The sequence below is a fragment of the Streptococcus sanguinis genome (genome assembly GCF_003943655.1).
GTDB lineage: Bacteria > Bacillota > Bacilli > Lactobacillales > Streptococcaceae > Streptococcus > Streptococcus sanguinis_F.
In genome coordinates this window covers 14,881-40,204 of sequence record NZ_RJMM01000019.1, presented here as the reverse complement: position 1 = coordinate 40,204, position 25,324 = coordinate 14,881, and the positions used below count along the sequence as shown (strand labels likewise).

Below are 25,324 nucleotides of genomic sequence, written 5' to 3'. Positions count from 1 at the left end.
TTGATTGTAACTTTCATAACTTTTACCTCGCTTATCATTCATTCTTTAAGAGCAAAAACGAATCTCTTGGAGTGTTTGACCTCAAGTTTGGTCCCTAATCTTTTTGTTCTTACTTGGATATAAGGATACAGCCCTAAACTTAAGAATCTCTTATAGATTTCTTAGGGAAAGCTTATAGTCAAAGAAATCCGGCAGCAATCCCTATCTACTATTTGAAACGAACAAGTCTTTTCAACCAAATACAAAAAAAACTTCACCGATTGGGTGAAGCTTGTGATTTGTTAGGAGATTTATGATGAAAAAATTCTAAATTATTCTTATTCTTTGAGTGGCTCATACCTCGCAGGTCTTCTAATCTTCAAGCTTTGGTTACAGGATTTTAAGGGATGTTTACATTGTCATTGGTCCTACCTCCTTCTTTGATATGACAATAGTATAATCCCTCAAACTTAAAGCCTACTTATAAATAACTTGCAGGAAACTTAATCCAAAGAACTCTTAATCTAGGTAATCTTTCTTGTCCAAATGAAGAGCAATCAAGTGCCAATTAGGATCTGTCCGCCAGTTCGGATCAGCTGTAATCTGGCTGGCAACCTTTCTGGCTTCTTCTAAAATCGGATAATCTTCTACGATGTCTGCCACTTGAAACTCAGGAATACCAGACTGCCGAGTGCCAAAGATTTCTCCAGAGCCTCGCATTTTCAGATCCTCCTCAGCCAGCAGGAAACCGTCGGTCGTCTCAGTCATGATTTTCATGCGGCGCTTGCCCGACTCCGTCTTGGGATTGGCAACAAGGACGGCATAAGACTGCTTGCTCCCTCGGCCAACACGGCCTCTTAGCTGATGAAGCTGGCTGAGTCCAAAGCGGTCCGCATCCATGATGACCATCACCGTAGCATTAGGGACGTTGACTCCGACCTCAATGACCGTGGTAGAGACCAGAATATCAGTCTGTCCTTCCTTGAAGTCCTGCATAATCGCCTCTTTTTCCTCACTCTTCATCTTGCCATGAAGCAGAGCCACTTTGGCCTGCTGTTCAAAATAGGCTGTCAGTTCTTCTTCTAAGGCAATGGCATTCTTAAGATCCAGCGCTTCTGATTCCTCAATCAAAGGAGAAATAAAGTAGACCTGAGCGCCCTTGTGGAGCTCTTTTTTCAGCCAGTCCAGGACGACTTCCAGCTGCTCATGCTTGACCCAGCGGGTGATAATAGGCTTGCGTCCCGCAGGCATCTGGTCAATAATAGATACATCCATATCACCAAATGCTGTAATTGCAAGGGTTCTGGGAATAGGCGTCGCCGTCATCATGAGGACATCAGGATTGTCTCCCTTTTCCCGTAAAATCCGGCGCTGCTCCACCCCAAAGCGATGCTGCTCGTCAATAATGACCAAGCCCAATGCATGGTAACGGACTCCTTCCTGAATCAGGGCATGGGTTCCGACAATCATGTCCACCTGACCGTTTTCAATCGCTGCCAAGGTTTCTCTGCGTTCTGTTGCTTTCATCCCACCAGTTAGCAGGGCCAGATTCAATTCTGGAAATAGCTGAGCTAGGCTGTCAAAATGCTGCTCAGCCAAAATTTCTGTTGGAACCATCAGAGCTGACTGAAAGCCAGCTGTATAAACAGCATACATAGCCAGACCAGCGACTACTGTCTTTCCGCTTCCCACATCGCCCTGCAGCAGGCGATTCATGTGGCCAGGCGATCGCAAATCCTGCAAAATCTCTGTCAGACTGCGCTCCTGAGCTGAAGTCAGTTCAAAAGGTAAGCTCTTCTTTTTCTCGGCCACAGCATCCAACTGCCAATCAATCTTCAATCCATTGCTGACAGCCTTGGTTTCTCTCTTTAAGACCTGCAGCTGCATTTGGAAATAAAAGAGTTCTTCAAATTTGACCCGCCTCAAAGCCTGCTTGTAGTCCGCCAAATCCTTTGGAAAATGCATAGCCCGCACAGCCTCAACTCTGCTCACTAGCTGGTAGCGTTCCAACAGGGGCTGGGGCAGATTTTCCTCTAAGAGCAAGTCCAGTCCTTGGTCAAAGGCAGTCTTAATCAGCTTGACCAGACTGGCCTGACTAATTCCCTGAGCCAGCCGATAGACAGGCTGCAAGTCGTCCTCTACCTGAGCCAGCAGTTTCATGCCAGTCAGACTGGCCTTGGCTTTGTCCCACTTGCCAAAGACGGCTATATTCGCTCCTACTTCAATCTTGTCCGCCAGATAAGGCTGGTTAAAGAAATTAACTGCCAGAGCGACTTCTCCCTGCTTGATGGTAAAGCGCAGGCGGTTGCGTTTGTAGCCGTAATACTGGACATTGGCCGGGGTTACGACCTGACCAGAAACAACCGCCTTTTCTCCATCCTCCAAGTCTAGGACATTCTTACTCTTAAAATCCTCATAACGAAAAGGAAAATAAAGCAGTAAATCCTGCAAGGTCTCTAGACCCAGCTTAGCAAATTTTTCTGCTGATTTCGGTCCCACACCAGGCAGAACCGTCAAAGGTTGGTGTAAATTCATAATTCCTCTTTCAGTTCTGATACTGCTGCGATGCTGGCATCACAGACAGGGTGACCAAGCTAGAGCATTATCAAATACTTCAAGCGGTTCCCTGCATTAATCTTCTTAGTCTTTATATACCCTCGGTACACGGTCGCTAATCAAGCAAACTACCTCATAGTTAATGGTGCCACGCTTTTCTGCCACATCTGTCACCGTAATGGTCTCCGCTCCGCTATTTCCAATCAACACAACCGGCGTGCCAAGGGGATAAGCCTGAGGCAGGCGCACTGTAATTTGGTCCATGGAAACGCGGCCGACAATCGGACAACGCTGACCATCAATCAAGATATCAAAGCCCTGCATATCGCGCGTCCAGCCATCTGCATAACCCAAAGGAATAGTGCCAATCCACTCTTGAGACTTACTGGTGTAGGTGGCTCCATAGCCAACATCTGCTCCAGCCTCAACTTCCTTGACATGCACCAATTCTGAGACCAGCGACAGAGCTGGCTTGAATTCATAAGGAAGTTCTAAAACAGTTCCGCTAGGGTTGAGGCCATAAATGATGTCACCCAGCCGGACGGCATTTAGAACAGTCTCACTGTGCCAGAGAGAGGTAGCAGAATTACTAGCGTGAACGAGAGGAGGAACACTGTCCAGCTCAGATAAGATCTGATGAAAACGAGTCAGCTGGGCTTCAAACTTATGGTGCTCCGCTTCATCTGCCGTTGCAAAGTGGGTAAAAATTCCCTCCGCGACAGCCCCAGCAGCCTGCAAGCGATGGATTGCCTCCTGAGCTTCCTGACTATCTCGAAAACCAATCCGCCCCATACCAGAGTCAATCTTGATATGAAACTTCAATCCTGTTAAGTCTTTTTCCGCAGCTAAAGCTAAATCCAACCACTCCAGACTGGCTACAGTCAGAGAGACCTTTCCCTTTCTAGCCAGCGGGAGCGCAGACAGATTTGATACTCCTAGCACCAGAATTTTTTTGCCAATGCCAGCTGAGCGCAGCTCCAAAGCTTCATCGATATTAGACACACAAAAGCCATCTACAAGGGGCTCAATGTGCCTAGAAACCTCAATAGCTCCGTGGCCATAAGCATTTGCCTTGGCGACAGCCCACTTCTCTGTCGTCTGAGGCAGATGGGTACTCAATTGTCTAATATTAAAAGCAATAGCAGCTAAATCAATCACTGCCTTGCTGGGTCTATGCAGACTAGCTTTCATCATTTTCCTCCAAAATAACGCTGGCTGTAACTAGGCCAGCAGCATGGCTGATCGAAATCCAAACCTTGCCAGCAAAAGGTGAACGGCTGAAAAAAGGTGCTCCCTGACGGTCGTTTAAAATCTCCAAGTCCTGAAACCTGAGCTTACCGATACCAGTTCCCCAAGCTTTAGAAAAAGCCTCCTTGGCAGCCCAACGGCCAGCTAGAAATTCGATTTTCCGCTTGCCGGATAATTCCTCAAAACGAGAAAGCTCCGCCTCGGTCAGCACCTTCTTTGCAAAGCGGGCATTTTTCAGATAGGCTCGCTCAATGGCAGCCAGTTCTTCTATGTCAATTCCGTGTCCTTTTATCATATCATTCTCTGGAAAGGCGACAAAACTCAGCTGGACCGCCAGCTGAGTTCGTCTTCACCCGACAGTTAGTCCTCTTTACAGGTCAAGACTGTCCCTTTCAATTTTCCTTATTTATCTAAAGTGTTGTAAATTTCTTCAATGAGCTGAACAGTATTGTCCCAGCCTAGACAAGGGTCTGTAATGGATTTACCAAAGACTTCCGGCTCATTTTGCCGGCCATCTTCAAGATAAGACTCAATCATAAAACCACGAACCGCTCTCTTAATCTTTTCGTTCCAATCCCGATTAAGCAAGGTCTGACGCACAATCCTAATCTGATCCAGATACTGCTTGCCAGAGTTATCGTGATTGGTATCGATGACGATGAAAGGATTCTCCAAGCTCATCTTTTCATAGTAGGAAATGGCATCCAGCATATTCTCATAGTAGAAATTTGGGATATTTTTACCGTATTCATTGGTAGCCCCACGCAGAATAACGTGAGCCAAAGGATTCCCAGAGGTTTCTACTTCCTGGCCATGAAACAGGAAAGTCTGCTTATTTTGTGCAGCATAGACAGCGTTAAACATAACCCCTAGATTGCCAGAAGTTGGATTTTTCATGCCGACTGGAGCGTCAATACCTGACGCCACAAAACGGTGCTCCTGGTCTTCAACTGAGCGGGCACCCACAGCATGATAGCTAACCAAGTCATCTACCAGCACAAGATTGGACGGATAGAGCATCTCATCAGCCGTCGTCAGACCAGTCTCTGTAATGACGCGGTAGTGCAGCTGACGAACTGCCTGCAAACCATTGATAAGGCTAGGTGCTTTAGAAGTATCCGGCTGATGAACCAAGCCCTTATAGCCATCCCCATTGGTCCGCGGCTTAGCAGTATAGACCCGCATGACGATAAAAATCTTATCCGCGACCTTCTTCTGCAGCTCTGACAAACGGCGGGCATACTCCAGCACAGCCTCTTCATTGTCCGATGAACAAGGACCGATAACCAAGAGAATACGCTCGTCTTCCCCACTGAGAATCTCAGCTAGTTCTTGGTCTCGCTTGTTTTTATGAACCAAGTCCTGACCAGTCAGTCTGGTTCTGGACTTAATCTGCTCAATGTCAATCTTCTGACCTTTTTCGATAAATGCCATACTATTTTCCTAATGTATCATAAATTTCACGAACCAGCTGTTCCGTATTGGCCCAGCCCAGACAAGGATCAGTAATGGACTTGCCAAAGACTTCTGGTTCGTCCTGACGACCGTCTTCCAGATAAGACTCGATCATAAAGCCACGTACTGTAGCCTTAATCTTTTCATTCCAGTCCCGGTTAATCAGCGTCTGGCGAACGATACGAACCTGTTCCAGATACTGCTTACCAGAGTTATCATGATTGGTATCAATGATGATAAAGGGATTTTCTAAGCCCATTTTTTCATACTGGGCAATGGTGTCCAGCAGGTTATCATAATAGTAGTTAGGAATATTCTTGCCGTATTCATTGAGGGCACCGCGCAAGATGGCATGCGCCAAAGGATTGCCAGATGTTTCGACTTCCTTACCTGAAAAGAGGAAACTCTGCTTGTTCTGAGCTGCATAGATGCCGTTAAACATGACATTGAGATTGCCAGAAGTCGGATTTTTCAAGCCAGTCGGTAGATCCGCTCCACTAGCTACAAAACGGTGCTGCTGGTCTTCGACCGAGCGAGCTCCTACAGCCATGTAAGAAATCAAATCATCTACTAGAGGCAGATTTTCTGGATAGAGCATCTCATCAGCCGTGGTCATGCCTGTCTCGGAAATAACCCGATAGTGCAGATTGCGGACTGCCTTGATGCCGTTAATCAGACTTGGAGCTGCGGTCGCATTAGGCTGATGAATAAGCCCTTTGTAGCCATCTCCATTCGTCCGAGGCTTGGCAGTATAAACACGCATGACCATGAAAATGCGGTCTTTTACTTCTTCTTGGAGAGCAGATAGACGCTTGGCATACTCCAGCACCGCTTCTTCATTATCTGAAGAGCAGGGACCAATGACCAAGAGAATGCGGTCATCCTGACCACGCAGAATTGCTTCTAACTCTCGGTCACGCTTTTCCTTGCGAGCGAGCATGTCGCCTTCTAGCTTAGCAAGTTGGCGAACTTCTGCCACATCAATGGGTTGACTGGTTGCTTTAAAGGTCATCTATTCTCCTTCTTTTACGCTTACTTTTTACGGCCGTGACAGTTCTTGAACTTCTTGCCAGAGCCACATGGACAAGGGTCGTTTCTCTTTACGTTAGACAGGTCTATATTATCAGGTATATTTGGCGCCTTGGCAGAGATATTGCGGGTAGCTGTGGTACTGATAGCCCGCTCTGTCCGAGGGCGCTCTTGCTCATGAATCTGCGCTTTCATCATCAGACGAGTCACATCAAACTCGATGGATCCAATCATGTCGTTGAACATACGGAAGCTCTCTGCTTGGTATTCGACAACTGGGTTATTTTGTGCATAACCACGCAATCCAACAGCATTGCGCAGCTGATCAAGGGCATCGATATGATCAGTCCACTTGCTGTCCACCACGCGCAGAATCAAGACCTTCTGGAATTCACGTACTGCTTCTTCGTCTCTTAGCTTAGCAATCTGACTGTCATAGACTTCCAATGCGCGTTCAAACAGATAATCTTTGATTTCTTGGTCAGACTTGCCTTCCAAATCGCTGTCTGAAATAGAATCTTCTGAAACCAAGTTATACTTAGCAAAGTTTAAAATTGCTTCAATCTTATCATCCTGATCAGAGTGGCTGCTACCATCAACGATGCGATTGATAGTCCGTTTAATCATAGCATGGATTTCAGGACTGAGGTCGCGATCAGCAGTAATGACATCGTGGCGCTCAGCATAAATAATTTCCCGTTGCTCACGCATCACGTCATCATACTGCAAGACTTGTTTCCGCGTATCGTAGTTATTTCCTTCGACACGCTTCTGAGCTGCCTCTACCTGACGGGTCAGCATGCCAGACTTGATAACAGAATCTTCGTCACTAAGATTCATTCGATCCAACAGGGCTTTAATGCGCTCTGAGCCAAAGCGGCGCATAAGCTCATCTTCCAGTGACAGGTAGAATTGTGACTCACCTGGATCACCCTGACGGCCTGAACGTCCGCGCAGCTGATTGTCAATCCGGCGGCTTTCATGGCGCTCTGTACCGATAACACAGAGACCGCCCAGTTCGCGAACACCTTCACCCAACTTGATGTCGGTTCCCCGTCCGGCCATATTGGTCGCAATAGTAACCGCACCACGTTGGCCGGCGTTCATGATAATTTGTGCTTCTTTATAGTGGTTTTTCGCATTAAGAACTTCGTGAGGCACCCCAGCTTCTACCAATTTCTTAGAAATATAGTCACTGGTTTCAACCGCAACAGTACCGACCAGAACAGGCTGGCCTTTTTCATGACGCTCTTTAACATCCTGAACAACTGCCTTGAACTTAGAATCAATACTTGGGTAGAGCAGGTCAGAATGGTCAATACGTGCTACCGGACGGTTGGTTGGAATCGGAATAACACGAATGTTATATGTTTCGCGGAACTCTTCTTCCTCTGTCTTGGCTGTACCTGTCATGCCGGACAGCTTCTTATACATACGGAAGAGGTTCTGATAAGTAATAGAAGCAGAAGTCTTTGTTTCTTCCTGAATCGGCACACCTTCTTTGGCTTCAATCGCTTGGTGGAGACCGTCAGAGTAACGACGCCCTTCCATAGTCCGACCGGTAAACTGATCGACAATCAGAATTTCCTGATCTTCACTGACCACATAGTCAATGTCAAGGAGCATGATGTAGTTAGCTCGCAGAGCATTGTCGATAAAGTGAGTCAGGGCAACATTTTCAATATCGTAGAGATTGTCCAGCTTGAAGTAGCTTTCTGCCTTGTCAATACCTGAGTCAGACAGACCAATCGTCTTAGACTGAACATCGATGATGTAGTCGTCCTTATCCAGAGATTTGACATAGTGGTCAGCCATATGATAAAGCTGGTTGGTGTCTGAAGAAACCGGTCCAGATACAATCAATGGTGTCCGAGCTTCGTCAATCAGGATTGAGTCCACCTCATCGACCAAGGCATAGTTGAGTGGGCGCTGTACCATGTTTTCAGCGCGGACTACCATGTTATCACGCAGGTAGTCAAAGCCAATCTCAGCATTGGTTGAATAGGTAATGTCGCAAGCGTATGCTTCTTTCTTCTCAGATGGAGACTTAGCCGCCAGATTGATACCGACAGAAAGGCCCAGCCAAGAGTAGAGTTCACCCATTTCGGTCGCGTCACGCTCAGTCAGGTATTCATTGACTGTGACAACGTGCACACCTTTGCCTGCAAGGGCGTTTAAGTAAACTGGCATTGTCGCTGTCAAGGTTTTTCCTTCACCGGTACGCATCTCTGGAACGTCACCATGATGGAGAACGATTCCTCCCATAACCTGAACCTTATAAGGGAAGAGTCCCAACACTCGCTTAGCTCCTTCACGGACAACCGCAAAAGCTTCAAATAAGAGCTGATCTAAAGTTTCGCCATCAGCATAGCGTTTCTTGAATTCTTCTGTTTTTGCCTGAAGTTCTTCATCAGATAAGGCCGCCATTTCGTCTTCATAAGCCAAGACCTTATCAGCCATTTTTTCTAATTTTCTTAATTCACCTTTATCATTTTCAATGATAGTCTTTAAAATATTCGCCATTTTTTTCCTTACTATATAATAATCTTTCTGATTTTTAGAATGTTCTTTTCATTATAGCATGTTTTCCTATATCTTTCAAGAATGAAAAAAGCAAAAAAGCTCCAGCAGACTGTGCTTACAGAACTGGAAGATGGCAGGATATCTAAGCTAAAAAAGAAAAGACAGAGGCCTTACTCTGTCTTTTCGAGTCTAAACAACACAAGGATAAACTGGTTTTTTCTTGTTAATATAGAAAGTTATTCCTGCGCTCCTTGAACATTCTACTATTCTTTCGGCTACTTAAATTCCAGCAAACGCATGGTGTCTTGGGCAATCATCAGTTCTTCGTTGGTTGGAAGAATAAGAATTTTAGCCTGAGACTGAGAATTTTGAATAAAGAGCTGACCTTGCTCGTTAGCTGCCTGATTTAAAGAAAGTCCTAAGCAATTGAGCTTTTGAACAACTAAGCTGCGGATCAAGGCTGAATTCTCACCGATTCCAGCAGTGAAAACCAAGGCATCCAGACCATCTAAATCTGTGATGTAGCTTGCAATGGTCTGAGCGATACGGTTGACAAACATATTGACTGCTAGACTAGCTTTTTCATCGCCTCTGTCACAAGCTTCCAGAACATCTCTTAAATCATTGCTGAGCTGGGAGATAGCCAGCAGACCGGATTCTTTATTGAGGACATCGCTTAATTGCTGAGCTGATAATTTTTCTTGTTCTAGCAAAAAAAGAAGAATCATGGGATCTATGTCACCGGAGCGGGAGCCCATCATCAGGCCAGCCAAGGGGGTGAATCCCATTGAAGTATTGACAGACTGACCATTTTTAATGGCGCAGATACTAGCACCATTGCCCAAATGGCAGTTGATAATCTTCAAATGCTCCGCAGCTTCTCCTTGCCCCTCCCAAATCTCCTTTACCTTTTGAGCAATATACTTGTGACTCGTTCCATGGAAACCATACTTTCTCAGACTGTATTTATGATAGTAATCCCAGGAAAGAGGATAGAGATAATAGGCTTCTGAAAGGCTTTGATGAAAGGCTGTATCAAACACAGCCACTTGTCCTGTCTCTGGCAAGGCCTTTTGGAAAGCTCGAATCCCTACCAAGTTGACAGGGTTATGGCTAGGAGCCAAGAAGGACAGCTTCTCAATGATGGATAGCACTCGCTCATCTATCAAAGCAGAATCATCAAAGGACTCGCCGCCATGGGCTACGCGATGACCGACTCCATCTATCTCGTCCAGAGAAGCAATCAGCTTCCGCTCCAAAAGAAAGTTCAGCAGGTAATCCACAGCAAATTGATGCGAAGGAATAGCCAGCAGTTCCTTTTCTTTTTGACCTTCAAATTCAATCTTAAAAATACCTTCCTTTAAGCCAATTTTTTCAAAAATTCCTTTCACCAAAAGGCTTTCATCAGGCATACTGAGCAGTTGAAATTTTAATGACGAACTGCCCGCATTAATCGCAAAAATTTTTTTAGACATATTTTTCTCCTGAGCAATGAAAACAGTGATTTTTTAAATAACGTTTTTTTGAAAACTGAAACTTTTCATTGCTGCTTGTTAGATAAATAAGCTAGCTTCAAATGGTCGGCTAGCTTATTTACTATTTTATATATTACATAGCATTGACTGCTAAGACAGCCAAGACAGCACCGATAGTCGGCCCTACAATTGGCACCCAAGCATAAGCCCAGTTTGCATCTCCTTTATTCGGAACTGGCAAGAGGGCATAAGCAAGGCGCGGACCGAAGTCCCGAGCTGGGTTGAGGGCAAAACCTGTCGTCGAACCCAAAGACAAGCCGACCGCCATAATGAGGAAGCCAACTAAGAGTGGAGTGAGTCCGGGCGTGATTTCGCCGTGCGTTATCATCAAAAGTGCAAAGATGAAGAAGAAAGTCGCAACGATTTCGCTGATCAGATTAAATGCTGGATTCTGGATGGCTGGTCCAGTAGCAAATACGCCAACTGAGTTGCCTTCTTCTGCCTTGGTTTCTTTGAAATGGGGATAATAGAAGAGCACTACAATAGCCGCTCCGACAAAGGCACCTAGAATCTGAGCGATGATATAGCCCACCACTTGCTCCCAAGGGAAGATGCCACCCACCGCAAAGGCAATAGTGACAGCTGGGTTAAGGTGACCGCCAGTATTGTAAAATCCAGCCGTATAGACACCCAAGGTCACTGCTAAGCCCCAGCCAAATACAACGGTAAACCAATTGGGAGAGAAACCTTTTGCGATACTCTTATTAAGACTGATAGACGCTCCGATTCCATTCCCAAAAACCATCAGAACCATGGTGCCCAAAAATTCACCTAAATATTTTTCCATACTCCATACTCCTTCATTTCGAAATACTTTATACTCTCTCATCTATATTGCTTCTACAGGGCAATATAGATGATAAGAAAGCATAAGAGAAATGTGCTCGTAAAATAGGAGAAAATCCCTAGCTCCAAAGCATGGATTGCAAGTGGTATTCTCTCCTCTGATATTATTTAATTAGCCAGCTTGCTGCTCTAAAGTCCCACAGCATACTCAGCAATGGACTGGTCTTCTTCAGAACTTCCTCCGCTGACGCCGATACCGCCAATCATCTCTGACTGGCAATAAACAGGAATGCCACCAGCTAAACTAACGACCTTATTGTCAGTCATCGTTTCCAGCTGGTAGAGCCACTGGCCAGGCTGAGTTAAAGGTGCTAAATCCTTGGACTGCATCCTCATGCCAACAGCTGTGTAAGCTTTCTTATAAGCCATATCGTTACTCACTAACAAGGCATTTTCCATACGATAGGTCATCACGACTTGTGCTGCTGGATCAACCACCGTTATCACGACAGCTAGTCCCAGCTCTTCAGCCTTGCGTCTGGCCCTTGTTACCAATTCCCAGGCATCCTGATAGATATTTGTGAAAAGAAGAGGCTCTTTATCCAGTAAGGTTTGGCATCTGGCAAGGACTTTTTGGATAATGCTGTCCTGCAATTCTGAGTTTCCTCCCCAGCTTGATAGTTCTGGACTGCTGAGCTCGTCTTTCTCTCTATCTCTAGCCATCCATTTCACCTCTTTTCAGTAGTTGATACGGACATCTTTTTGAATTGATCGGAACAAGTCAAAAAGATGCTTCTAACAGGTCAGATTTTTTAAACGGGACACCCTTAACCAAGCGTGCTGCATTTGAGCCAAATAGGCGCAAGACGTGGTTCGGTATAGCGGAATAATCTTTGATACGATAGATAAATTTTTCAAGTGGCAAGTTACGATAATGGAGGACTGCGTCTCGCCCGTCACAGGCAATCCCTACTAAAAGCTGGGATTGAGTTGCAGCCACATGCGCTAGTGATACAGAATCGCTAACTTCATCTGGACTGACCAGACTAAAAGGGATACCTTCCTCTTCGATACCGTAGCCGATTTGTGCCACCTTATCCGCAGGAGCATTGTCCGTAGCTATCAGCCTAATGGTAGGCTTTCTAGTATAAGCTAATTCCATAGCCGGCCCCCCATTTCTCTCTGACATAGGTCAAAATCAGTCCGGTCGCTACTGCATTTCGAGGTCCCACCAATCCACGCACATTGCCTCGACCAGCTACAATGGCATGCTGAGAGAGAGCTTCGGTCACTAGCTGAGGTATTTCGAAGTCCAAAGCTGAGCCACCTACGATGACAACGAAAGGAATGTCTCGAATATTCTGAGTAGGACTGACACGCTTGAGAGCCCGAACTGCATTGGTAACAAAGACTCTTTCCTTGGCAGACTGTCGAACGAGTTTGATTTTTTCGATAGAGTAGTCTCCATCATCAATAGGAACAAATTCATCATTTTCCTTGACGATGACGACTCTGGCAAACAAATCTCCAGACAGCGGCTTGTCAAAAAATTGAACAGTGCCGTCTTCATGCCGGATATGGAAAAGACTTTCTACCTTGGCCAGAGGATATCGTTTGATGTCCTCTGCCAGATGATGATTTTCCAGTCCCAACTCCGAATTGATCAGCATGGTTACCATATCACCGGCACCGGCTAGATGGACAGCTAAGATTTGACCCCTACTATCAATAATGGAAGCATCTGTCGAGCCTGCTCCTAAGTCCAAAATAGCCAAGGGGCGATCCGTCCCTGGTGTAGTCAGGGCTCCGAGGATAGCTGATTCAGCTTCTGCTCCACCGATTTCCACGCTAATCCCCAGCTCACGTTCGACTTCTTGGGCAATGATGGACATTTGCAGCTTGTCAGAATTTACCATAGAGGCAATGCCGACAGCCTGCTCCATAGAAAATTCTCCAGCCACACCACCGCGCACAGAAATCGGAGCAAAAGTATTGACGGCCAGTAAGTCACGGATATAAATGTCGGAAGGCTCTTTCTCGGTCAAGTCAGCCATGGTTTGGCGCACTTTCTCAAGCATGCCTCCAACATTGGTTCCCGCTTCTCCGACAACATTGCTAATCTCGCCAGCATAGACGATTTTCTCCATAATCTCATCGGCACCCTTGGAAATATCCACCTTTAAGGTATGCTCCTTGCCGATAATTTGGATACTACCTGCTGGAATCGTCCGAGCCTGAACGTCGCCTGCTGGTGTCTTAATCACGACAGCTGAGCGGTTGCCAATGAGGGCACGGGCAATGGGAACGATGCTTTTCGTCTCTTCTGCACTCAAGCCGAAGACCGTCGCAATGCCATAGGGATTGGATAATTGAGAAATCACCTTCCCCTGCTCTACCACTTCAACAGCAGCTTGCATGCCCAAAGGAACCTTGTCAATAAAGAGAATCTCATCCACGATTGGAATCTTCTGGCTAATGCGGTTGTTGACCAAAACCCCATCATCCGCCTGCAGAATGGCAGCAGTAATCTGATAGCCCTTGGCTAGATAGGCATTGATCAGCTGGGCAACCAAGTCAAAATCAATGACTTTCGGTACTACCACGATGTATTTCCCATCAATCGGATGATGAACCAAATCGAGAATATCCACTGTCAGTCCAATCCCCAGACCCAGACCGCCTGGAGTATGCGGATTATGACCAATCATGGTAGACTCTGTAATGACTGTCTCTGTGATGGTTTCCATGGCAACATCACCGATAACAGGCGTCGCTTCATTGATCCGAATCAAATCAACTTGTCCCAGTTCAAAGGATGTTTGCTCCATCAATTTTCTCAAAGATTGATAAATCCCGTGGACATTTTCCTTGGTTCCTTTGATACCTGTTGTATCCGCAATGGCTGAGGCAAGAAAGTGAATGCTTCCATCATCTTGCACTTCAGCTAAGGCAGACTCGGTCGAAGAATTTCCTATGTCTACTCCAATGATTCGTTTCACATTTTCACCTCCACCAAGATTAGGCTATTTTGAGTAGCATTTGACAATAATCTTTTTTCAACCCCAAAATAGCCTTGATAAAACCGGATTAGTTGTCGCCTTTCAACTTCTTGCGGCGCTCATAATTTTCAGCGGCTTCTCTGACAAAGCCCGCACAGATAACAGCTCCATATTGGTTTTCCAATTCATTGGCAATGTCCAATAATTCCTGTTTGGAAGACCGGTAAGGGCGCAGGGCATTGTAGATTTCCAGCACACGCGCATCCGGAACCTTGGTCAGTTCGGCAGCCCGAGAAAAGTTATACTGGATTGCTTCACGGCCGGCATTCTTAGCAATTTCACCTTGCTTGATCAAAATCTCCGGCTTAATCCGCAAATCCTCTGCTTTTACATAGCCAGACAAGATATTTTCCAGTGTAATATCTTCGAATTTCTTATCCTGACCAACCTTTATCCAGTCTGGGTGTTTTTTAGAAATAGGATAATCAGCCGCTGTCGCTTCATCAGAACTGATAGGACGATTGGCTGCTCCTTGACTAGCTGAGCCGCTATCGCTTAGCTCGGCTAATATTTGTTTTACTAATGTTTCTACTGATTCACTCATTCTGATTTCTCCTTGTAGACATCATATGCATTAAATCACCTGACATTCATCAGCTGGTTTTCCTCTTTTAACCAGTTTCGTTTCCTTAATATGCAGCAAGGCTGAGTATGCCTGGTACTTAGGACGAGCCATTTGGTCGTTAAGGGTTGGCACCGGATTTGGTGTTTCACCCTTGGCATACTTAGCAGCATTTTTACCAATCAAACGATAGGTTTCAGGAGTTAACAAAGGTGCCTGCGGGAAGAGTTCCAGATTACTGAGCGGTGGCAAATCACGTTGGTGAATAACCGTTGTTCCCTTAGACTGAACACCGATAGAAATGCCAGAACCAGACAAGTGGTCTCCTTCTACCGCTACAAAGGCAACGTCAGAAGAACGATAGACCTTGACAATGCGAGCCTTAAGCCCTTCTTCTTCGATACCGGCTACCAGCTGCCGCAGCACTTCCGTATGAGGAATGTCCACCATTGTCTTCACCTGCTGTTCCCCAAAGGCAGGTCCAACTGCAATAACGACTTCATCCGTTGACTGGCTAGGCTTAGCCACACCAACTGTACGGATGACAGCTTTTTCATTGGACACAGGCTTTGTGGCAGGCTTTTCGCTTGTTTTAGCAACTGTTTCGTTGGTATTGGCGCTCATCTCTTTCATCACTTCTGCAATAATGGAGCGCAGTAAAGTTTCATTTATCTCTGTCATCTTAGCTCCTCCTATACATCACGCGGGTCAATCGCTTTAGGAATATCTTTGACTTTTTCCCATTCTTCGCCGACCAGACGATGGCCTGTACCGACACCAACATAGTCATTCGGTGAATTCACCGCTGAAATAACATTCCAATCTCGGTCAAAGATAGCAGATGTTTGCAGGAAATCCCCTGCTACACGTTGCTTGAACAAATTGAGCAGCTCATTGGCAACTTCTGGGAAGCCATTATTAGCCAAGGCTTTGATCAAATCAGCCCCTTGAACGCCGCGTTCCAGAATACCTTGAGCAGCCTTGATATCTTCAACCTTATCCCGTTCTGGCATATCTTTAGAGCCATGAGCATAGGTCGCTGCTTCGACTTCTTCGTCGGTAATCGGCGGCAGGCCCAAGCCTTTGAAAAGAGCTTGCATAACGCGTGCTGCCTTGTTCCGAACCTTCACAACTTCCTCTTCACGTACAGGACGAAGACCACCGTCTACCCGCAGGTCACGTTGCAAGACATTGTAGTCGTCAAAGTCTTCCGCATCCCAGTTAGATCCGGCAAACATATTGTCATAGTTTGGTGTAGCAGAGTAGCCAGAGTTGATAAAGTCTGTACCTGGCGCAAACTGCATCAAAGTCCGAACAGAGCGACGTAAGTCTGAGTGAGTAAAGGTTTGGTCATTTGATGAAGCACATTCCAAGTCCAGCATGCTGGCAATCAAGTTTTCAGCAACGACTGCCCGAATACCACTCGGAACAGCTGCTGGAATACCGATACAGCTAACTGATCCATTCTGAGTTCCTTGAACTCCAGCCGCTTTCGTGACATAGAGACAGCGAGCTTCCAGATAGAGCATGGACTTGCCTTCGGCTTGTCCCATCTGCACTTCAGACCCTGTACCGGAAGTAAAGCGCATCTTGAGTCCACGAGAGGCATAGGCGGAAGCCAGAAAGGCCTTGGACCAAGGTGTATCATCTCCATCAGTGAAGACATCTTCTGTACCATAAACAGAGATGGTCTCAGCATAGGCTGTAAAGCCACGCATACCAAATTCTAGTTCTGTCGCTTCTTCCAAAGAGCACTGAGTCAGTACCCCAGGACGGCCTACTTGTGAGCCAATCATCAGAGACAGGGCATTGAAAGGAGCGTAACGCACTACGGCAACCGTTGTTTCTTGCTCTGCAAAACCACGCAGAGCTCCTTCAGCCGCATCTGCTGCAATCTGCACTGGATTATCATTGACATTGGTAACGTGGGCTTGTGTAGCTGTTTGCTTACGGGTCCGCATCTTTTGCAGACACATCATGATTTCCACGATATTCATCTGATTGACCACTTCAATGATTTTAGCCGGAGTCATGGCCTTGGTCAGCTTGATGATTTCTGTCCGAGGCACATTCGGTGTCAATATTTTATTGGCAATCTCTCTTGAGTCCATCTGAATAACTTCTTCAGCTCGGCTCAGGTCAATCCCGTAGTTAGCAATGAACTGGTCAATCAGGTCAAATTCTTCTTTTGGTTTGCCGTCTAACTCAACCACTTTTCCATTTTGAATTTTGATACTGGGTTTAGGATCATTGGGGCTTTCCATAGCCACTAAACCTTCTTCGACCCATTCTTTTACAAATCCATCTTGGTTGATAGGGCGTTCGCTTAATACTTCAAAACGTTTGGATCTCATACCGTTTCCTCCCTCTCACTCTTAAATGTAAGATGGCTGTGAGTTGGTTGGCTCGTCACCCATACTGCCTAAAAGTGCCAGTCCAACTTCACGCGCTGAGATAACTGATTGTCTAACTGCTCCAGAATCCCCACTGATAAAGAGGATAGCTTCGTTTGAGTGGCTGGTGCCACCATTTCCTGGAGAAGCATAGCCGACAACAGTAACGTTTGCAGCCTTAACAGCTGTATCCGCCATAACAACACCAATAGCTGCAGGTGCTCCGACAATCAAGCCAAAAGCACGGCCGTATTCAGCACCAAAGGCAGTCTGACAAGCATAGCTAGCACGCGCAGTATATTGGAGTTCAATATGCCCTGCATCATTAGCATAAACATCACCGAAGGTTCGATCCACTTCCTTCAAGGTTACTTCCACAGCTCGTCTGACATCTGATACATCCTCACCACCGAAGATAATCAAACTTCCGTGCCCAGCACCACCCTTAGTATCACGAGGCAGTTCGATTTTAACAATTTCTGTATTGGTTGCTTTGACCGCTTCATCTGCGGCCATGATATGAGGACCCGCACCGGTACGAGCACCGACTACACCAATTGAGCGATAGCTCTTTTCTAGCTTCATAGCATCCAGCACCTGCTGATCCACATTGGCAATGACAAGTCCAATTGTATCGCCTATCGGATTAACACCGACAAATTCTGTAATATTGCATTTGTTTTCCATAAGACAGCTCCTTTCGCTGACATATTTTTTGAAGCGCTTACAATTTTAAGGAATAGGAAAATCAGATAAGAGAAACACCATAGCTATTCGCCTCTTTCTGATTCCTTTTTTTAACTTTTTTTGGGTCAAAAGAATAGATTATTCTAAGGTTTTCTGTTAAAATGAGTATGGTTGTTTTTTAAAAAGGAAGATTTTTCCGCGTTCTCCAAAAAAGCCTAACCAACTTTTTTAGGAATGCCAAGCTAAGCCTACAAGAAATATACTTGACAGGCCTTTCCCTTCAGAAATAACAATCGCAGAGGCAGATAACAGATGATAAACTTTTCGCAGGGTTGCTCATCTTTTATCTGTTTTTTTATTTTCCATCATTACAGAATGGCAGGACAGCAGGCCGCTGTCCTGCCATTCTAGTAAATCTGATAGTTCAATTCTCCAACAAACTAGCCTTGCCAGTCAGCCGGATAGGTCACATAGATAAAGCGGGCCTTATCTCTGACAGAGAACTGAATGTCGCTGCCTTTAGGGATAAAGAGTACTTCGCCAGGGCCAGCTGTCATGACTTCGTCACCAACGATAATATCAAGACGCCCTTCAATAACATAGTCCACTTCATCATAGTCCAGATGCCAAGGGAAAGTTGTCTTTTCCATGGTCATCAGACCCAAGCCCAATCTTGGACTCTCATCTAAGGTCAGCAAGTCTCGTGTATAAACCTGATGGCTGGAATCACCTGTATCCAAGCGATCTTCTGGACGAACATCTAGACCTGGCAGGGCGATAGAAGCTACGCCTGCCTTGCTGACTTTCTTCCCACCATCTTTAGTGGCTAATTCTTCCAATAAAATCTTACGAACCAATGTTTCTAGGTCAGAACGATTAATATCTGCCATACTTCATACCTCCAAGTCTAAGCTTCCTTCTTCGTTAAGAAGAAAGCCAGTAATACCGCTGTGATACCGCCGACAAATTTACCAATCATCATCGGCACAATCATTTCCGGTTTTTGACCAGCTGTGAAGCCTAGGTGATCTCCGATAACAAAGGAAGCAGATACGGCAAAGGCTACGTTGATAATCTTACCGCGTTTGTCCATATCCTTCATCATCTGGAACATGGCAATGTTATTAGCCAGAGAAGCTACCAAACCAGCTGCACCAACTTCGTTCATTCCTAGGGATTTTCCGATAGCAGAAAGTGGTTTGTTGGCTACCTTGGTAAAGACAGCTACCAGACCAAAGGCTCCAGCCAAGGTTACGGCAATCGTTCCGACAACTTCAAAGGCTTCCTTCAGTGTTTCAGCACCTTTTGGATAAATGCTGATGAGCCACTCATTTCCAGTCAGGAGTTGAGCTGCACCAAAGGCCAAACCAAGCGTTGCCAAGATAACAATAATCTGACCAAACACTTCAAAACCTTTGATCATGGCATTAGGTGCCAAAAGCAATCCTACGAAAATCAGAGCAGATACAATGATAATCGGAATAAGATTGACAATCAAGGTTCCAAAAGGCAGACCTGGTACGAAAAGTCCTCCGAGGAGACAGCCAATCGGAACAGTTACCAAACCGTATAAGATTCCGCGAGCCAAAAGCGGACGGTCATCTTTTTCGATAATACCCAAGGCAACTGGAATCGTAAAGACGATGGTTGGCCCCATCATAGAGCCCAGTACAAAGGCAGCAAAATTTCCTACTGCTGGATCCTGAGCCAGACTGAGAGCCAGAGGAGCTCCTCCCATATCATTGGCAATGAAGGTTGTCGCAAAGATAGACGGGTCAGCGCCCACCAAGCCATACAAAGGCACGACAATCGGTTTCAAGACATCCGCCAAGAGGGGAGCGATTACCATAATCCCAGCCATAGACAGAGCCAAAGCTCCCATAGCCATGATACCTTCTTCAAATTTTTCACTTAGTCCTAGTTTGCCACCGATACATTTATCCACTGCACCGATCAGCATGAATAGAACCATGATATAAATGATAATTTCATTGATACTCATAACATTACCTTAGTTTCTAATATTCTTCATCACTGTGATAGTCAACCTTGTCAATGATAGCCACAACAACCATATCCACAGGTATATTTACCTTATTCAGGCTCATACGGGCAGAACTGCCAGTGGTTACCATTACTTGGTCTCCTTCGCCTGCACCGATGCAGTCGGCCACAATAAGCAGAGCTGGGTCACTTTGATGTTCATTTAGCTGCCGTTCGACCACTAAAAATTTCAAACCATTTAAATTTTCGTCTTTTCTAGTCGCCCAAAGGCTTCCTTTTACTTTACCAACAAACATCTCTACCCACTCCTTTATTCTATGATTTCTATTTTTTTACGTTTTAGATAATCTCTCGCCAAGGCTGTCACAATCATTCCTTTTTCTATTTTAAAGCTTCCATTTTCAGGTAAGCCCATTTCTCTCAGCTTTTTCTCTGTCAGCAAAACCGTCTTAATCGGAGCCTTAGCCTTCTGGCTGACTTCTTCTGTCACCGCCCGCTTTTCAGCCGGACGAGGCTCTTCAGCATGATTGCTTTCTAGGAGTGCTAAGAGTTGGCCTTCTTTATAAAATTGCAGACCGTAGCGGATCAGCTTTTCGCGCTGTCCCTGCAGTTCCTGATACAAGTGCATTTTAGAAGATTGCTTGTACTGCTGAATAGCAAAGGCGCTGTCTGACACTAGGACTTTTTTGCCTTTCAAAAGACTCTTTAAAATGACTGCTTCCTCCACCGCTAAAGGGCAAAGGGATGAGAGTCTTAGAAAAGCATCAAAACCAAGCGACTCAACAACAACAATCTCTGCTGTGCAAGAATCTTTTACGACTTGAAAGCCTTCCCCTTCTAATAAGTCAGGAATCTTATCGCCTCCAATGACGTATACTGAGGGGTTCTGAGGCTTTTTCTTCAACTTTTCCATCAGGCGGTCTGTAATCAAATCTACCAAATGATCTAGATTTTCCATTCTTTACCTACCTTTTATTTGCTCATACGACTTATTTTTTAATAATCCGTCCGCGTGTTCCTTTTTTGAAACCACAGGCATTAGCTTCATCGTAGTCAATATGCATATAAGTCGCAAATTTAGGACTAACACGGATGACTACATCATCAAATATCAGCGGACGAGCACCTTCTACTCTGACTTGTACAATCTCATGATTTTTTACATTCAGACGTTCAGCATCTTCCGGTGTCATATGAACATGACGCTTAGCTACAATCAGGCCCTTATCCAGACAAACTGCCTTGTCTCCATGAGCCAAAATGACGCCCGGTGTTCCTTCGATATCGCCGCTTTCGCGAATGGGAGCCTTGGTGCCCAGCTGCAAACAGTCGGTCAGAGAAACTTCTACCTGAGAATGTTTGCGAACAGGTCCCAGAATAACCACATTGTGAAAAGCGCCTTTTGGACCGACAACTGTCAGCCTTTCTTGACTAGCGAACTGGCCTGGCTGTGATAGGTCTTTTGCTTTTGTTAATTGATAGTTGGGACCAAACAAGGCTTCCAAATCTTCCTGACTCAAATGGACATGACGTCCGCTCGCTTCTACCTCAAATGACCCCTGCAATTCTTCCTGAACTTTATCAATTACTTTATTTACCAAATTTTCTAAAGTCATTGCTGTTCTTCTTTCTCTTGTTATTAGCTTGCTATCAACCAGAGCAAGACTTCAATTGATTTTAATAATTGAGAAACCTTACAAGCAAATTGATCTCTGTCACCATCAGCAGCCTGCTCCAATTCTTTGCGCAGGAGGGTCGTTTCGATATATGTTTCATAGCAATTCAGCTGCCAAGTCGGTTCTTGGTAACTCATCATAACCGTCTCTTGATCGAGCTGTCGACTGACCCGAATGGCCTGCAATTCTGCATTGCTAGGCAGGTCTGTCTGGTAATCAGAAATATCATCCAGAATATGATGGCCAACGATTTGTTCTACTATATTCAATAGTTGGCCAACTTGCTCACACTTTTCATCCTGAAAAGCCTGATGCAATTCTCTCTGGTTCTTCAAAAAGCAAGTATAAAGTTTAGTCAGTCTAAATAGTCGTGGATACACAGCAGAGTCCTCAAGGTTTGTAATCGGCACCCTGATAGCATCAGCAGCTGAGTCTGTTTTCCCTTTGGTCTGACCTGAACAGACAATTCGAATATGGTGATCATTGAGAAAACCTCTGGCTGCTGGCGTCAGTTTTTCATCTTTGTTTAATTCAAAGACACCGTTATCAGCGAGAACGGATTCTCTATAAAGCTTTCTGATCTTAGCTTCTGTAAAAACTGACATGTATTCACATCCTTCTACTCCGTTGATACTCTGTGAAAATCAATCTGATACTCTTCGAAAATCAACATTTTCGTTTACGTATAGAGCTACTGCCCATAAGCTTCATTTTCACTGAGTATTCTATTTGCCTCAGGGGCCTGCATCAAGCCTAAACGCTACAATACAGGCCCTTTCAGCAAATATTTATCTGTCCCAGATTATTTGGGCAGAATCACTTCCACTTCAGCATGTGGACGTGGAATTACGTGAACTGAAATCAATTCACCAACGTTTTCAGCTGCAGCTGCTCCAGCATCTGTCGCTGCTTTNACTGCGCCGACATCACCACGAACNANNACNGTTACCAATCCAGCNCCGACTTGTTCTTTACCAATCAAAGTTACGTTAGCGGCTTTAACCATTGCATCAGCTGCTTCGATTGCGCCGACGAGTCCTTTTGTTTCTACCATTCCTAATGCATTTGTGATTGCCATGATTGTATCCTCCAATTTTAATGTTTAATATTGACTATTTTAGTTTTTCCAATACGCGTTGAACCAACAAGGTTACCAGTTCTTCTTCGTTTGATCCGTCAACTGCTACTGCTTTTGGTTCTTCCACTGCCATATTTTCTGCTTGTCGCAGGTCTGACAGTTCAGCTGTTCCGTAAGCTACACGACGGATATTGAAGAGATTGAGCGGGCTGACATTATCAGATGTCGCGCTGCCACCCACAGCTCCACAACCCAAAGTAAAGGCTGGGAAGAGACCAGTCGTTGCACCGACACCACCCAGAGCTGCTGGCGTATTGATCAGCAGACGAGATACTGGTTTTTTCAGTGCAAATTCACGAATAATTTCTTCGTTTTGACTGTGAATAGCAAGAGTGTGGCCTGCACCTTCGTGATGCAAGATCTTAATGCTCAGCTCACAAGCTTCCAACCAGTCCTTGACAGTATAGAAGCCTAAGACTGGAGCCAGTTTTTCCATAGAATATGGATACTGCTTGCCGACGCCTGTTTCTTCTGCAATCAAGACCCGAGCATCAGCTGGAACTGAAATACCAGCTAACTCAGCAATCACCTGAGGTGTTTTACCAACCATCTTCGGATTCATCGCACCACTCGGCTGGATAATGAAGGAGCCCAGTTTCTTAGCATCTTCTGCTGGAACAAAGTAAGCACCTTGTTTCTTGAACTCTGCTACAACCTTTTCCTTCATATCTTCTTCGACGATGATAGACTGCTCAGATGCACAAATCACACCATTGTCAAAGGTTTTAGAATCCAAAATCTGACGAACTGCTTTTGGCACATCTGCTGTTCTTTCGATGAAGGCTGGACCATTACCAGGACCTACACCGATTGCTGGTGTACCAGATGAGTAAGCCGCTTTGACCATGGCATTTCCACCAGTCGCCAAAATGAGATTTGTATCCTTGTGTCGCATCAACTCATTTGTAGCTGCGATGGATACACGATGAATCGCACTGATAGCTCCATCCGGACAGCCAGCTGATTTAGCAGCTTTCTTGATGATTTCCACTGTTTCCTCAATACACTTAAGAGCATTTGGGTGAGGAGAGAAGACGATACTGTTTCCTGCCTTCAAAGCGATCAAAGCCTTATACATAACCGTTGAGGTCGGGTTGGTTGATGGAATCAAGCCAGCAATGACACCAACTGGAACTCCAACTTCCAAGACTTTCTTTTCCTTGTCTTCGTTGAGAACCCCAACCGTTTTCATATCCTTGATTTCTTCAAGAATACCTTTGGAAGCAAGAGCATTTTTCAATACCTTGTCTTCCCAGCGGCCAAAGCCTGTTTCCTGAGCTGCCATCTTCGCTAGACGTTCACGCTCATCATAACAAGCTTTCGCTACTACTTTTACAATGGTATCAATTTGTTCTTGGCTCATTTTAGCAAGTTCTGCTTGGGCTTTCTTTGCATCCCGAATCAAATTCCTTACTTCCTGAATCGATACCAAATCTTTATCTTCTAAAAACATCCGCAATTACTCCTCTCCTATTGTTTCCATCAAAGTCTCAACGAGAAGTTTCTTGTTGGCAAATTTGATTTCTTTCTTGCTGAGACGGATACCTTCTTGATGATAGGCAAGGCTGCGTAGTTCGACGACTTTTAGTTTTTCCAGTTCTTCTCTGGTGTAGGTCCTTGTCTCTCCTTCAAGCTTCTCTGCTGGTTTAGCCTTAGTTTCCTTTACAGGCTGAGGCTTTTCTTTGATTTTTTCTGAAGGGATTGTTTCCGCCGTAGAAGCAATCTCTTTTTTAGCTGTTTTACTGTTTCTCTTTGGTACAAAGAGAAGGTCTGTCTGGTTATCCAACCTAGAAATTACATGGCTGGCCAGATAGTAAGGTTTATCCTGTACCAACTCAACTGCCGCATCAACCGCTGAGCGGACTGCACTGACATCGCCTATTAATTGAACCGTATTCAAACCAGCTTTGACCGTTTCAATATTAAGCAATGATACATTGGCAGCCTTCAAAGCCGCATCTGCCGCAACTACAGCACCTAGATAACCTTTTACTTCAATTAAACCTAGTGCTCTATCTGCCATTTAATCAACTCCTAATCAATAACTTTTAGGATCATTTGCTACTGCGATAACTGCATTCGCAAATGCGTCGCAGGCAGCTCGGCAGGCTGACTGTGATCCGACCAGAAGTCCGCCGGCAAAGTTGGTTTCACTTGGTGGTCCATAGAAGGCTCCAACCTGCACATCTGCCGCTTTCAAAGCTGCATCCAGTGCCACCATAGCTTCACCCGGTGGAGCAATCAAGTAAGCAATCGCTGTTCCCTCTTCTGCATTAGCTCCCTCTGACAGGTAAGAGCCCGCACGAGAGATACAATGTGCAAAATAAGGAATGCTGTCATCATCATTGGCACTGTAGAAGCTAGCCCCATTTTCGATTTCATAGACTGCTACATCCAGACCGCTGCGAACTTCTTCTGGGTTTGGACCAGCCAAGATACCGATGACTTCACCAGCCAGCTTAGTTGAAGCGTTGCCTGCACCAGCGTACATACTGCGAGCATAGACAACTTCGACATCTGCTGCCTTGGTTGCTTCATCCAAGGCTACATAAGTGACATCATCACAGTCAGAAGTGATAATTCCCAGGCTTCTGTGATGTGGTTTAAGCTCCAAAGAAGCTGCCAAACCTGCATCCACGTTCGAAATCAGAAGGGCACTTAATACATTTGCACCTAATCGATCATTTTTCAAAG

At 45.3% G+C, this 25,324-nt stretch carries 24 protein-coding genes and 1 pseudogene; all 25 read right to left on the bottom strand.

Annotated elements, in window-relative coordinates; genetic code table 11:
- Positions 1-498: 498 nt before the first annotated feature.
- The gene (gene recG / locus D8886_RS08480) at positions 499-2,514 is read right to left on the bottom strand and encodes an ATP-dependent DNA helicase RecG (protein WP_125435118.1); all 2,016 of its coding nucleotides are present in this window, start codon (positions 2,512-2,514) and stop codon (positions 499-501) included.
- Positions 2,515-2,619: 105 nt separating this feature from the next.
- A complete protein-coding gene (alr, locus tag D8886_RS08475; RefSeq protein WP_009659698.1) occupies positions 2,620-3,726 on the bottom strand; it encodes an alanine racemase in 1,107 nt (368 codons plus the stop codon).
- Entirely contained in the window at positions 3,716-4,078 is a 363-nt protein-coding gene (gene acpS, locus D8886_RS08470) for a holo-ACP synthase (protein ID WP_002903921.1), read from the bottom strand. The genes alr and acpS overlap by 11 nt, the downstream gene beginning before the upstream one ends.
- Before the next feature lie 107 nt (positions 4,079-4,185).
- Positions 4,186-5,217: a 3-deoxy-7-phosphoheptulonate synthase gene (locus D8886_RS08465; RefSeq protein WP_125435116.1), complete on the bottom strand. Its 1,032-nt coding sequence runs from the start codon at positions 5,215-5,217 to the stop codon at positions 4,186-4,188.
- Between the two features lies 1 nt (position 5,218).
- On the bottom strand, positions 5,219-6,250 hold the full coding sequence (locus D8886_RS08460; protein ID WP_002919532.1) for a 3-deoxy-7-phosphoheptulonate synthase: 1,032 nt from the start codon (positions 6,248-6,250) through the stop codon (positions 5,219-5,221).
- Between the two features lie 20 nt (positions 6,251-6,270).
- A complete protein-coding gene (gene secA / locus D8886_RS08455) occupies positions 6,271-8,790 on the bottom strand; it encodes a preprotein translocase subunit SecA (protein ID WP_125435114.1) in 2,520 nt (839 codons plus the stop codon).
- Between the two features lie 275 nt (positions 8,791-9,065).
- Positions 9,066-10,265, bottom strand: coding sequence for an acetate/propionate family kinase (locus tag D8886_RS08445; RefSeq protein ID WP_125435112.1), 1,200 nt, complete (start codon positions 10,263-10,265; stop codon positions 9,066-9,068).
- A 133-nt stretch (positions 10,266-10,398) separates the two neighbouring features.
- Complete coding sequence (locus D8886_RS08440) at positions 10,399-11,112, bottom strand: MIP/aquaporin family protein (protein ID WP_125435110.1); 714 nt, start codon at positions 11,110-11,112, stop codon at positions 10,399-10,401.
- A gap of 188 nt (positions 11,113-11,300) precedes the next feature.
- Positions 11,301-11,834 (bottom strand): GlcG/HbpS family heme-binding protein, encoded by a 534-nt coding sequence (locus D8886_RS08435; protein ID WP_125435108.1) that lies wholly within the window; start codon positions 11,832-11,834, stop codon positions 11,301-11,303.
- A 58-nt stretch (positions 11,835-11,892) separates the two neighbouring features.
- A complete protein-coding gene (locus D8886_RS08430; RefSeq protein ID WP_125435106.1) occupies positions 11,893-12,273 on the bottom strand; it encodes a glycerol dehydratase reactivase beta/small subunit family protein in 381 nt (126 codons plus the stop codon).
- Entirely contained in the window at positions 12,254-14,110 is a 1,857-nt protein-coding gene (locus tag D8886_RS08425; protein ID WP_125435104.1) for a diol dehydratase reactivase subunit alpha, read from the bottom strand. The genes D8886_RS08430 and D8886_RS08425 overlap by 20 nt, the downstream gene beginning before the upstream one ends.
- An 88-nt stretch (positions 14,111-14,198) precedes the next feature.
- Positions 14,199-14,714 carry a diol dehydratase small subunit gene (locus D8886_RS08420; protein ID WP_125435102.1) on the bottom strand — a complete coding sequence of 172 codons (516 nt, stop codon included), beginning with the start codon at positions 14,712-14,714 and terminating at the stop codon, positions 14,199-14,201.
- A 30-nt stretch (positions 14,715-14,744) separates the two neighbouring features.
- Entirely contained in the window at positions 14,745-15,413 is a 669-nt protein-coding gene (locus tag D8886_RS08415) for a propanediol/glycerol family dehydratase medium subunit (RefSeq protein WP_125435100.1), read from the bottom strand.
- Positions 15,414-15,424: 11 nt separating this feature from the next.
- A complete protein-coding gene (locus D8886_RS08410) occupies positions 15,425-17,086 on the bottom strand; it encodes a propanediol/glycerol family dehydratase large subunit (protein ID WP_125435098.1) in 1,662 nt (553 codons plus the stop codon).
- 21 nt (positions 17,087-17,107) lie between these two features.
- Positions 17,108-17,818 (bottom strand): annotated as a pseudogene (pduB, locus tag D8886_RS08405) (propanediol utilization microcompartment protein PduB); the annotation flags it as partial.
- Between the two features lie 434 nt (positions 17,819-18,252).
- Positions 18,253-18,702: a EutQ-related cupin domain-containing protein gene (locus D8886_RS08400; protein WP_002898196.1), complete on the bottom strand. Its 450-nt coding sequence runs from the start codon at positions 18,700-18,702 to the stop codon at positions 18,253-18,255.
- A 17-nt stretch (positions 18,703-18,719) separates the two neighbouring features.
- Positions 18,720-19,814 carry an ethanolamine utilization protein EutH gene (locus tag D8886_RS08395; RefSeq protein ID WP_125435096.1) on the bottom strand — a complete coding sequence of 365 codons (1,095 nt, stop codon included), beginning with the start codon at positions 19,812-19,814 and terminating at the stop codon, positions 18,720-18,722.
- 16 nt (positions 19,815-19,830) lie between these two features.
- Entirely contained in the window at positions 19,831-20,112 is a 282-nt protein-coding gene (locus D8886_RS08390; protein ID WP_011836570.1) for a EutN/CcmL family microcompartment protein, read from the bottom strand.
- 14 nt (positions 20,113-20,126) lie between these two features.
- A complete protein-coding gene (locus D8886_RS08385) occupies positions 20,127-20,774 on the bottom strand; it encodes an ethanolamine utilization protein (protein ID WP_125435094.1) in 648 nt (215 codons plus the stop codon).
- Positions 20,775-20,805: 31 nt separating this feature from the next.
- Positions 20,806-21,432 (bottom strand): ethanolamine utilization phosphate acetyltransferase EutD, encoded by a 627-nt coding sequence (gene eutD, locus D8886_RS08380; RefSeq protein ID WP_002896361.1) that lies wholly within the window; start codon positions 21,430-21,432, stop codon positions 20,806-20,808.
- 23 nt (positions 21,433-21,455) lie between these two features.
- Positions 21,456-22,097: a hypothetical protein gene (locus D8886_RS08375; protein ID WP_125435092.1), complete on the bottom strand. Its 642-nt coding sequence runs from the start codon at positions 22,095-22,097 to the stop codon at positions 21,456-21,458.
- 197 nt (positions 22,098-22,294) lie between these two features.
- On the bottom strand, positions 22,295-22,570 hold the full coding sequence (gene pduA, locus D8886_RS08370; RefSeq protein ID WP_125435090.1) for a propanediol utilization microcompartment protein PduA: 276 nt from the start codon (positions 22,568-22,570) through the stop codon (positions 22,295-22,297).
- Positions 22,571-22,604: 34 nt separating this feature from the next.
- Positions 22,605-24,083: an acetaldehyde dehydrogenase (acetylating) gene (locus D8886_RS08365; protein WP_053092753.1), complete on the bottom strand. Its 1,479-nt coding sequence runs from the start codon at positions 24,081-24,083 to the stop codon at positions 22,605-22,607.
- Positions 24,084-24,089: 6 nt separating this feature from the next.
- The gene (locus D8886_RS08360; RefSeq protein WP_125435088.1) at positions 24,090-24,653 is read right to left on the bottom strand and encodes a BMC domain-containing protein; all 564 of its coding nucleotides are present in this window, start codon (positions 24,651-24,653) and stop codon (positions 24,090-24,092) included.
- 15 nt (positions 24,654-24,668) lie between these two features.
- Entirely contained in the window at positions 24,669-25,322 is a 654-nt protein-coding gene (gene eutL, locus D8886_RS08355; RefSeq protein ID WP_009659835.1) for an ethanolamine utilization microcompartment protein EutL, read from the bottom strand.
- Positions 25,323-25,324: the final 2 nt, after the last annotated feature.

Excerpts from the sequence above, each read along its gene's own strand:
- recG (WP_125435118.1), bottom strand. The coding sequence starts at position 2,514 with ATGAATTTACACCAACCTTTGACGGTTCTGCCTGGTGTGGGACCGAAA.
- alr (WP_009659698.1), bottom strand. The coding sequence starts at position 3,726 with ATGAAAGCTAGTCTGCATAGACCCAGCAAGGCAGTGATTGATTTAGCT.
- acpS (WP_002903921.1), bottom strand. The coding sequence starts at position 4,078 with ATGATAAAAGGACACGGAATTGACATAGAAGAACTGGCTGCCATTGAG.
- D8886_RS08465 (WP_125435116.1), bottom strand. The coding sequence starts at position 5,217 with ATGGCATTTATCGAAAAAGGTCAGAAGATTGACATTGAGCAGATTAAG.
- D8886_RS08460 (WP_002919532.1), bottom strand. The coding sequence starts at position 6,250 with ATGACCTTTAAAGCAACCAGTCAACCCATTGATGTGGCAGAAGTTCGC.
- secA (WP_125435114.1), bottom strand. The coding sequence starts at position 8,790 with ATGGCGAATATTTTAAAGACTATCATTGAAAATGATAAAGGTGAATTA.
- D8886_RS08445 (WP_125435112.1), bottom strand. The coding sequence starts at position 10,265 with ATGTCTAAAAAAATTTTTGCGATTAATGCGGGCAGTTCGTCATTAAAA.
- D8886_RS08440 (WP_125435110.1), bottom strand. The coding sequence starts at position 11,112 with ATGGAAAAATATTTAGGTGAATTTTTGGGCACCATGGTTCTGATGGTT.
- D8886_RS08435 (WP_125435108.1), bottom strand. The coding sequence starts at position 11,834 with ATGGCTAGAGATAGAGAGAAAGACGAGCTCAGCAGTCCAGAACTATCA.
- D8886_RS08430 (WP_125435106.1), bottom strand. The coding sequence starts at position 12,273 with ATGGAATTAGCTTATACTAGAAAGCCTACCATTAGGCTGATAGCTACG.
- D8886_RS08420 (WP_125435102.1), bottom strand. The coding sequence starts at position 14,714 with ATGAGTGAATCAGTAGAAACATTAGTAAAACAAATATTAGCCGAGCTA.
- D8886_RS08415 (WP_125435100.1), bottom strand. The coding sequence starts at position 15,413 with ATGACAGAGATAAATGAAACTTTACTGCGCTCCATTATTGCAGAAGTG.
- D8886_RS08410 (WP_125435098.1), bottom strand. The coding sequence starts at position 17,086 with ATGAGATCCAAACGTTTTGAAGTATTAAGCGAACGCCCTATCAACCAA.
- D8886_RS08400 (WP_002898196.1), bottom strand. The coding sequence starts at position 18,702 with ATGGCAGATATTAATCGTTCTGACCTAGAAACATTGGTTCGTAAGATT.
- D8886_RS08395 (WP_125435096.1), bottom strand. The coding sequence starts at position 19,814 with ATGAGTATCAATGAAATTATCATTTATATCATGGTTCTATTCATGCTG.
- D8886_RS08390 (WP_011836570.1), bottom strand. The coding sequence starts at position 20,112 with ATGTTTGTTGGTAAAGTAAAAGGAAGCCTTTGGGCGACTAGAAAAGAC.
- D8886_RS08385 (WP_125435094.1), bottom strand. The coding sequence starts at position 20,774 with ATGGAAAATCTAGATCATTTGGTAGATTTGATTACAGACCGCCTGATG.
- eutD (WP_002896361.1), bottom strand. The coding sequence starts at position 21,432 with ATGACTTTAGAAAATTTGGTAAATAAAGTAATTGATAAAGTTCAGGAA.
- D8886_RS08375 (WP_125435092.1), bottom strand. The coding sequence starts at position 22,097 with ATGTCAGTTTTTACAGAAGCTAAGATCAGAAAGCTTTATAGAGAATCC.
- D8886_RS08365 (WP_053092753.1), bottom strand. The coding sequence starts at position 24,083 with ATGTTTTTAGAAGATAAAGATTTGGTATCGATTCAGGAAGTAAGGAAT.
- D8886_RS08360 (WP_125435088.1), bottom strand. The coding sequence starts at position 24,653 with ATGGCAGATAGAGCACTAGGTTTAATTGAAGTAAAAGGTTATCTAGGT.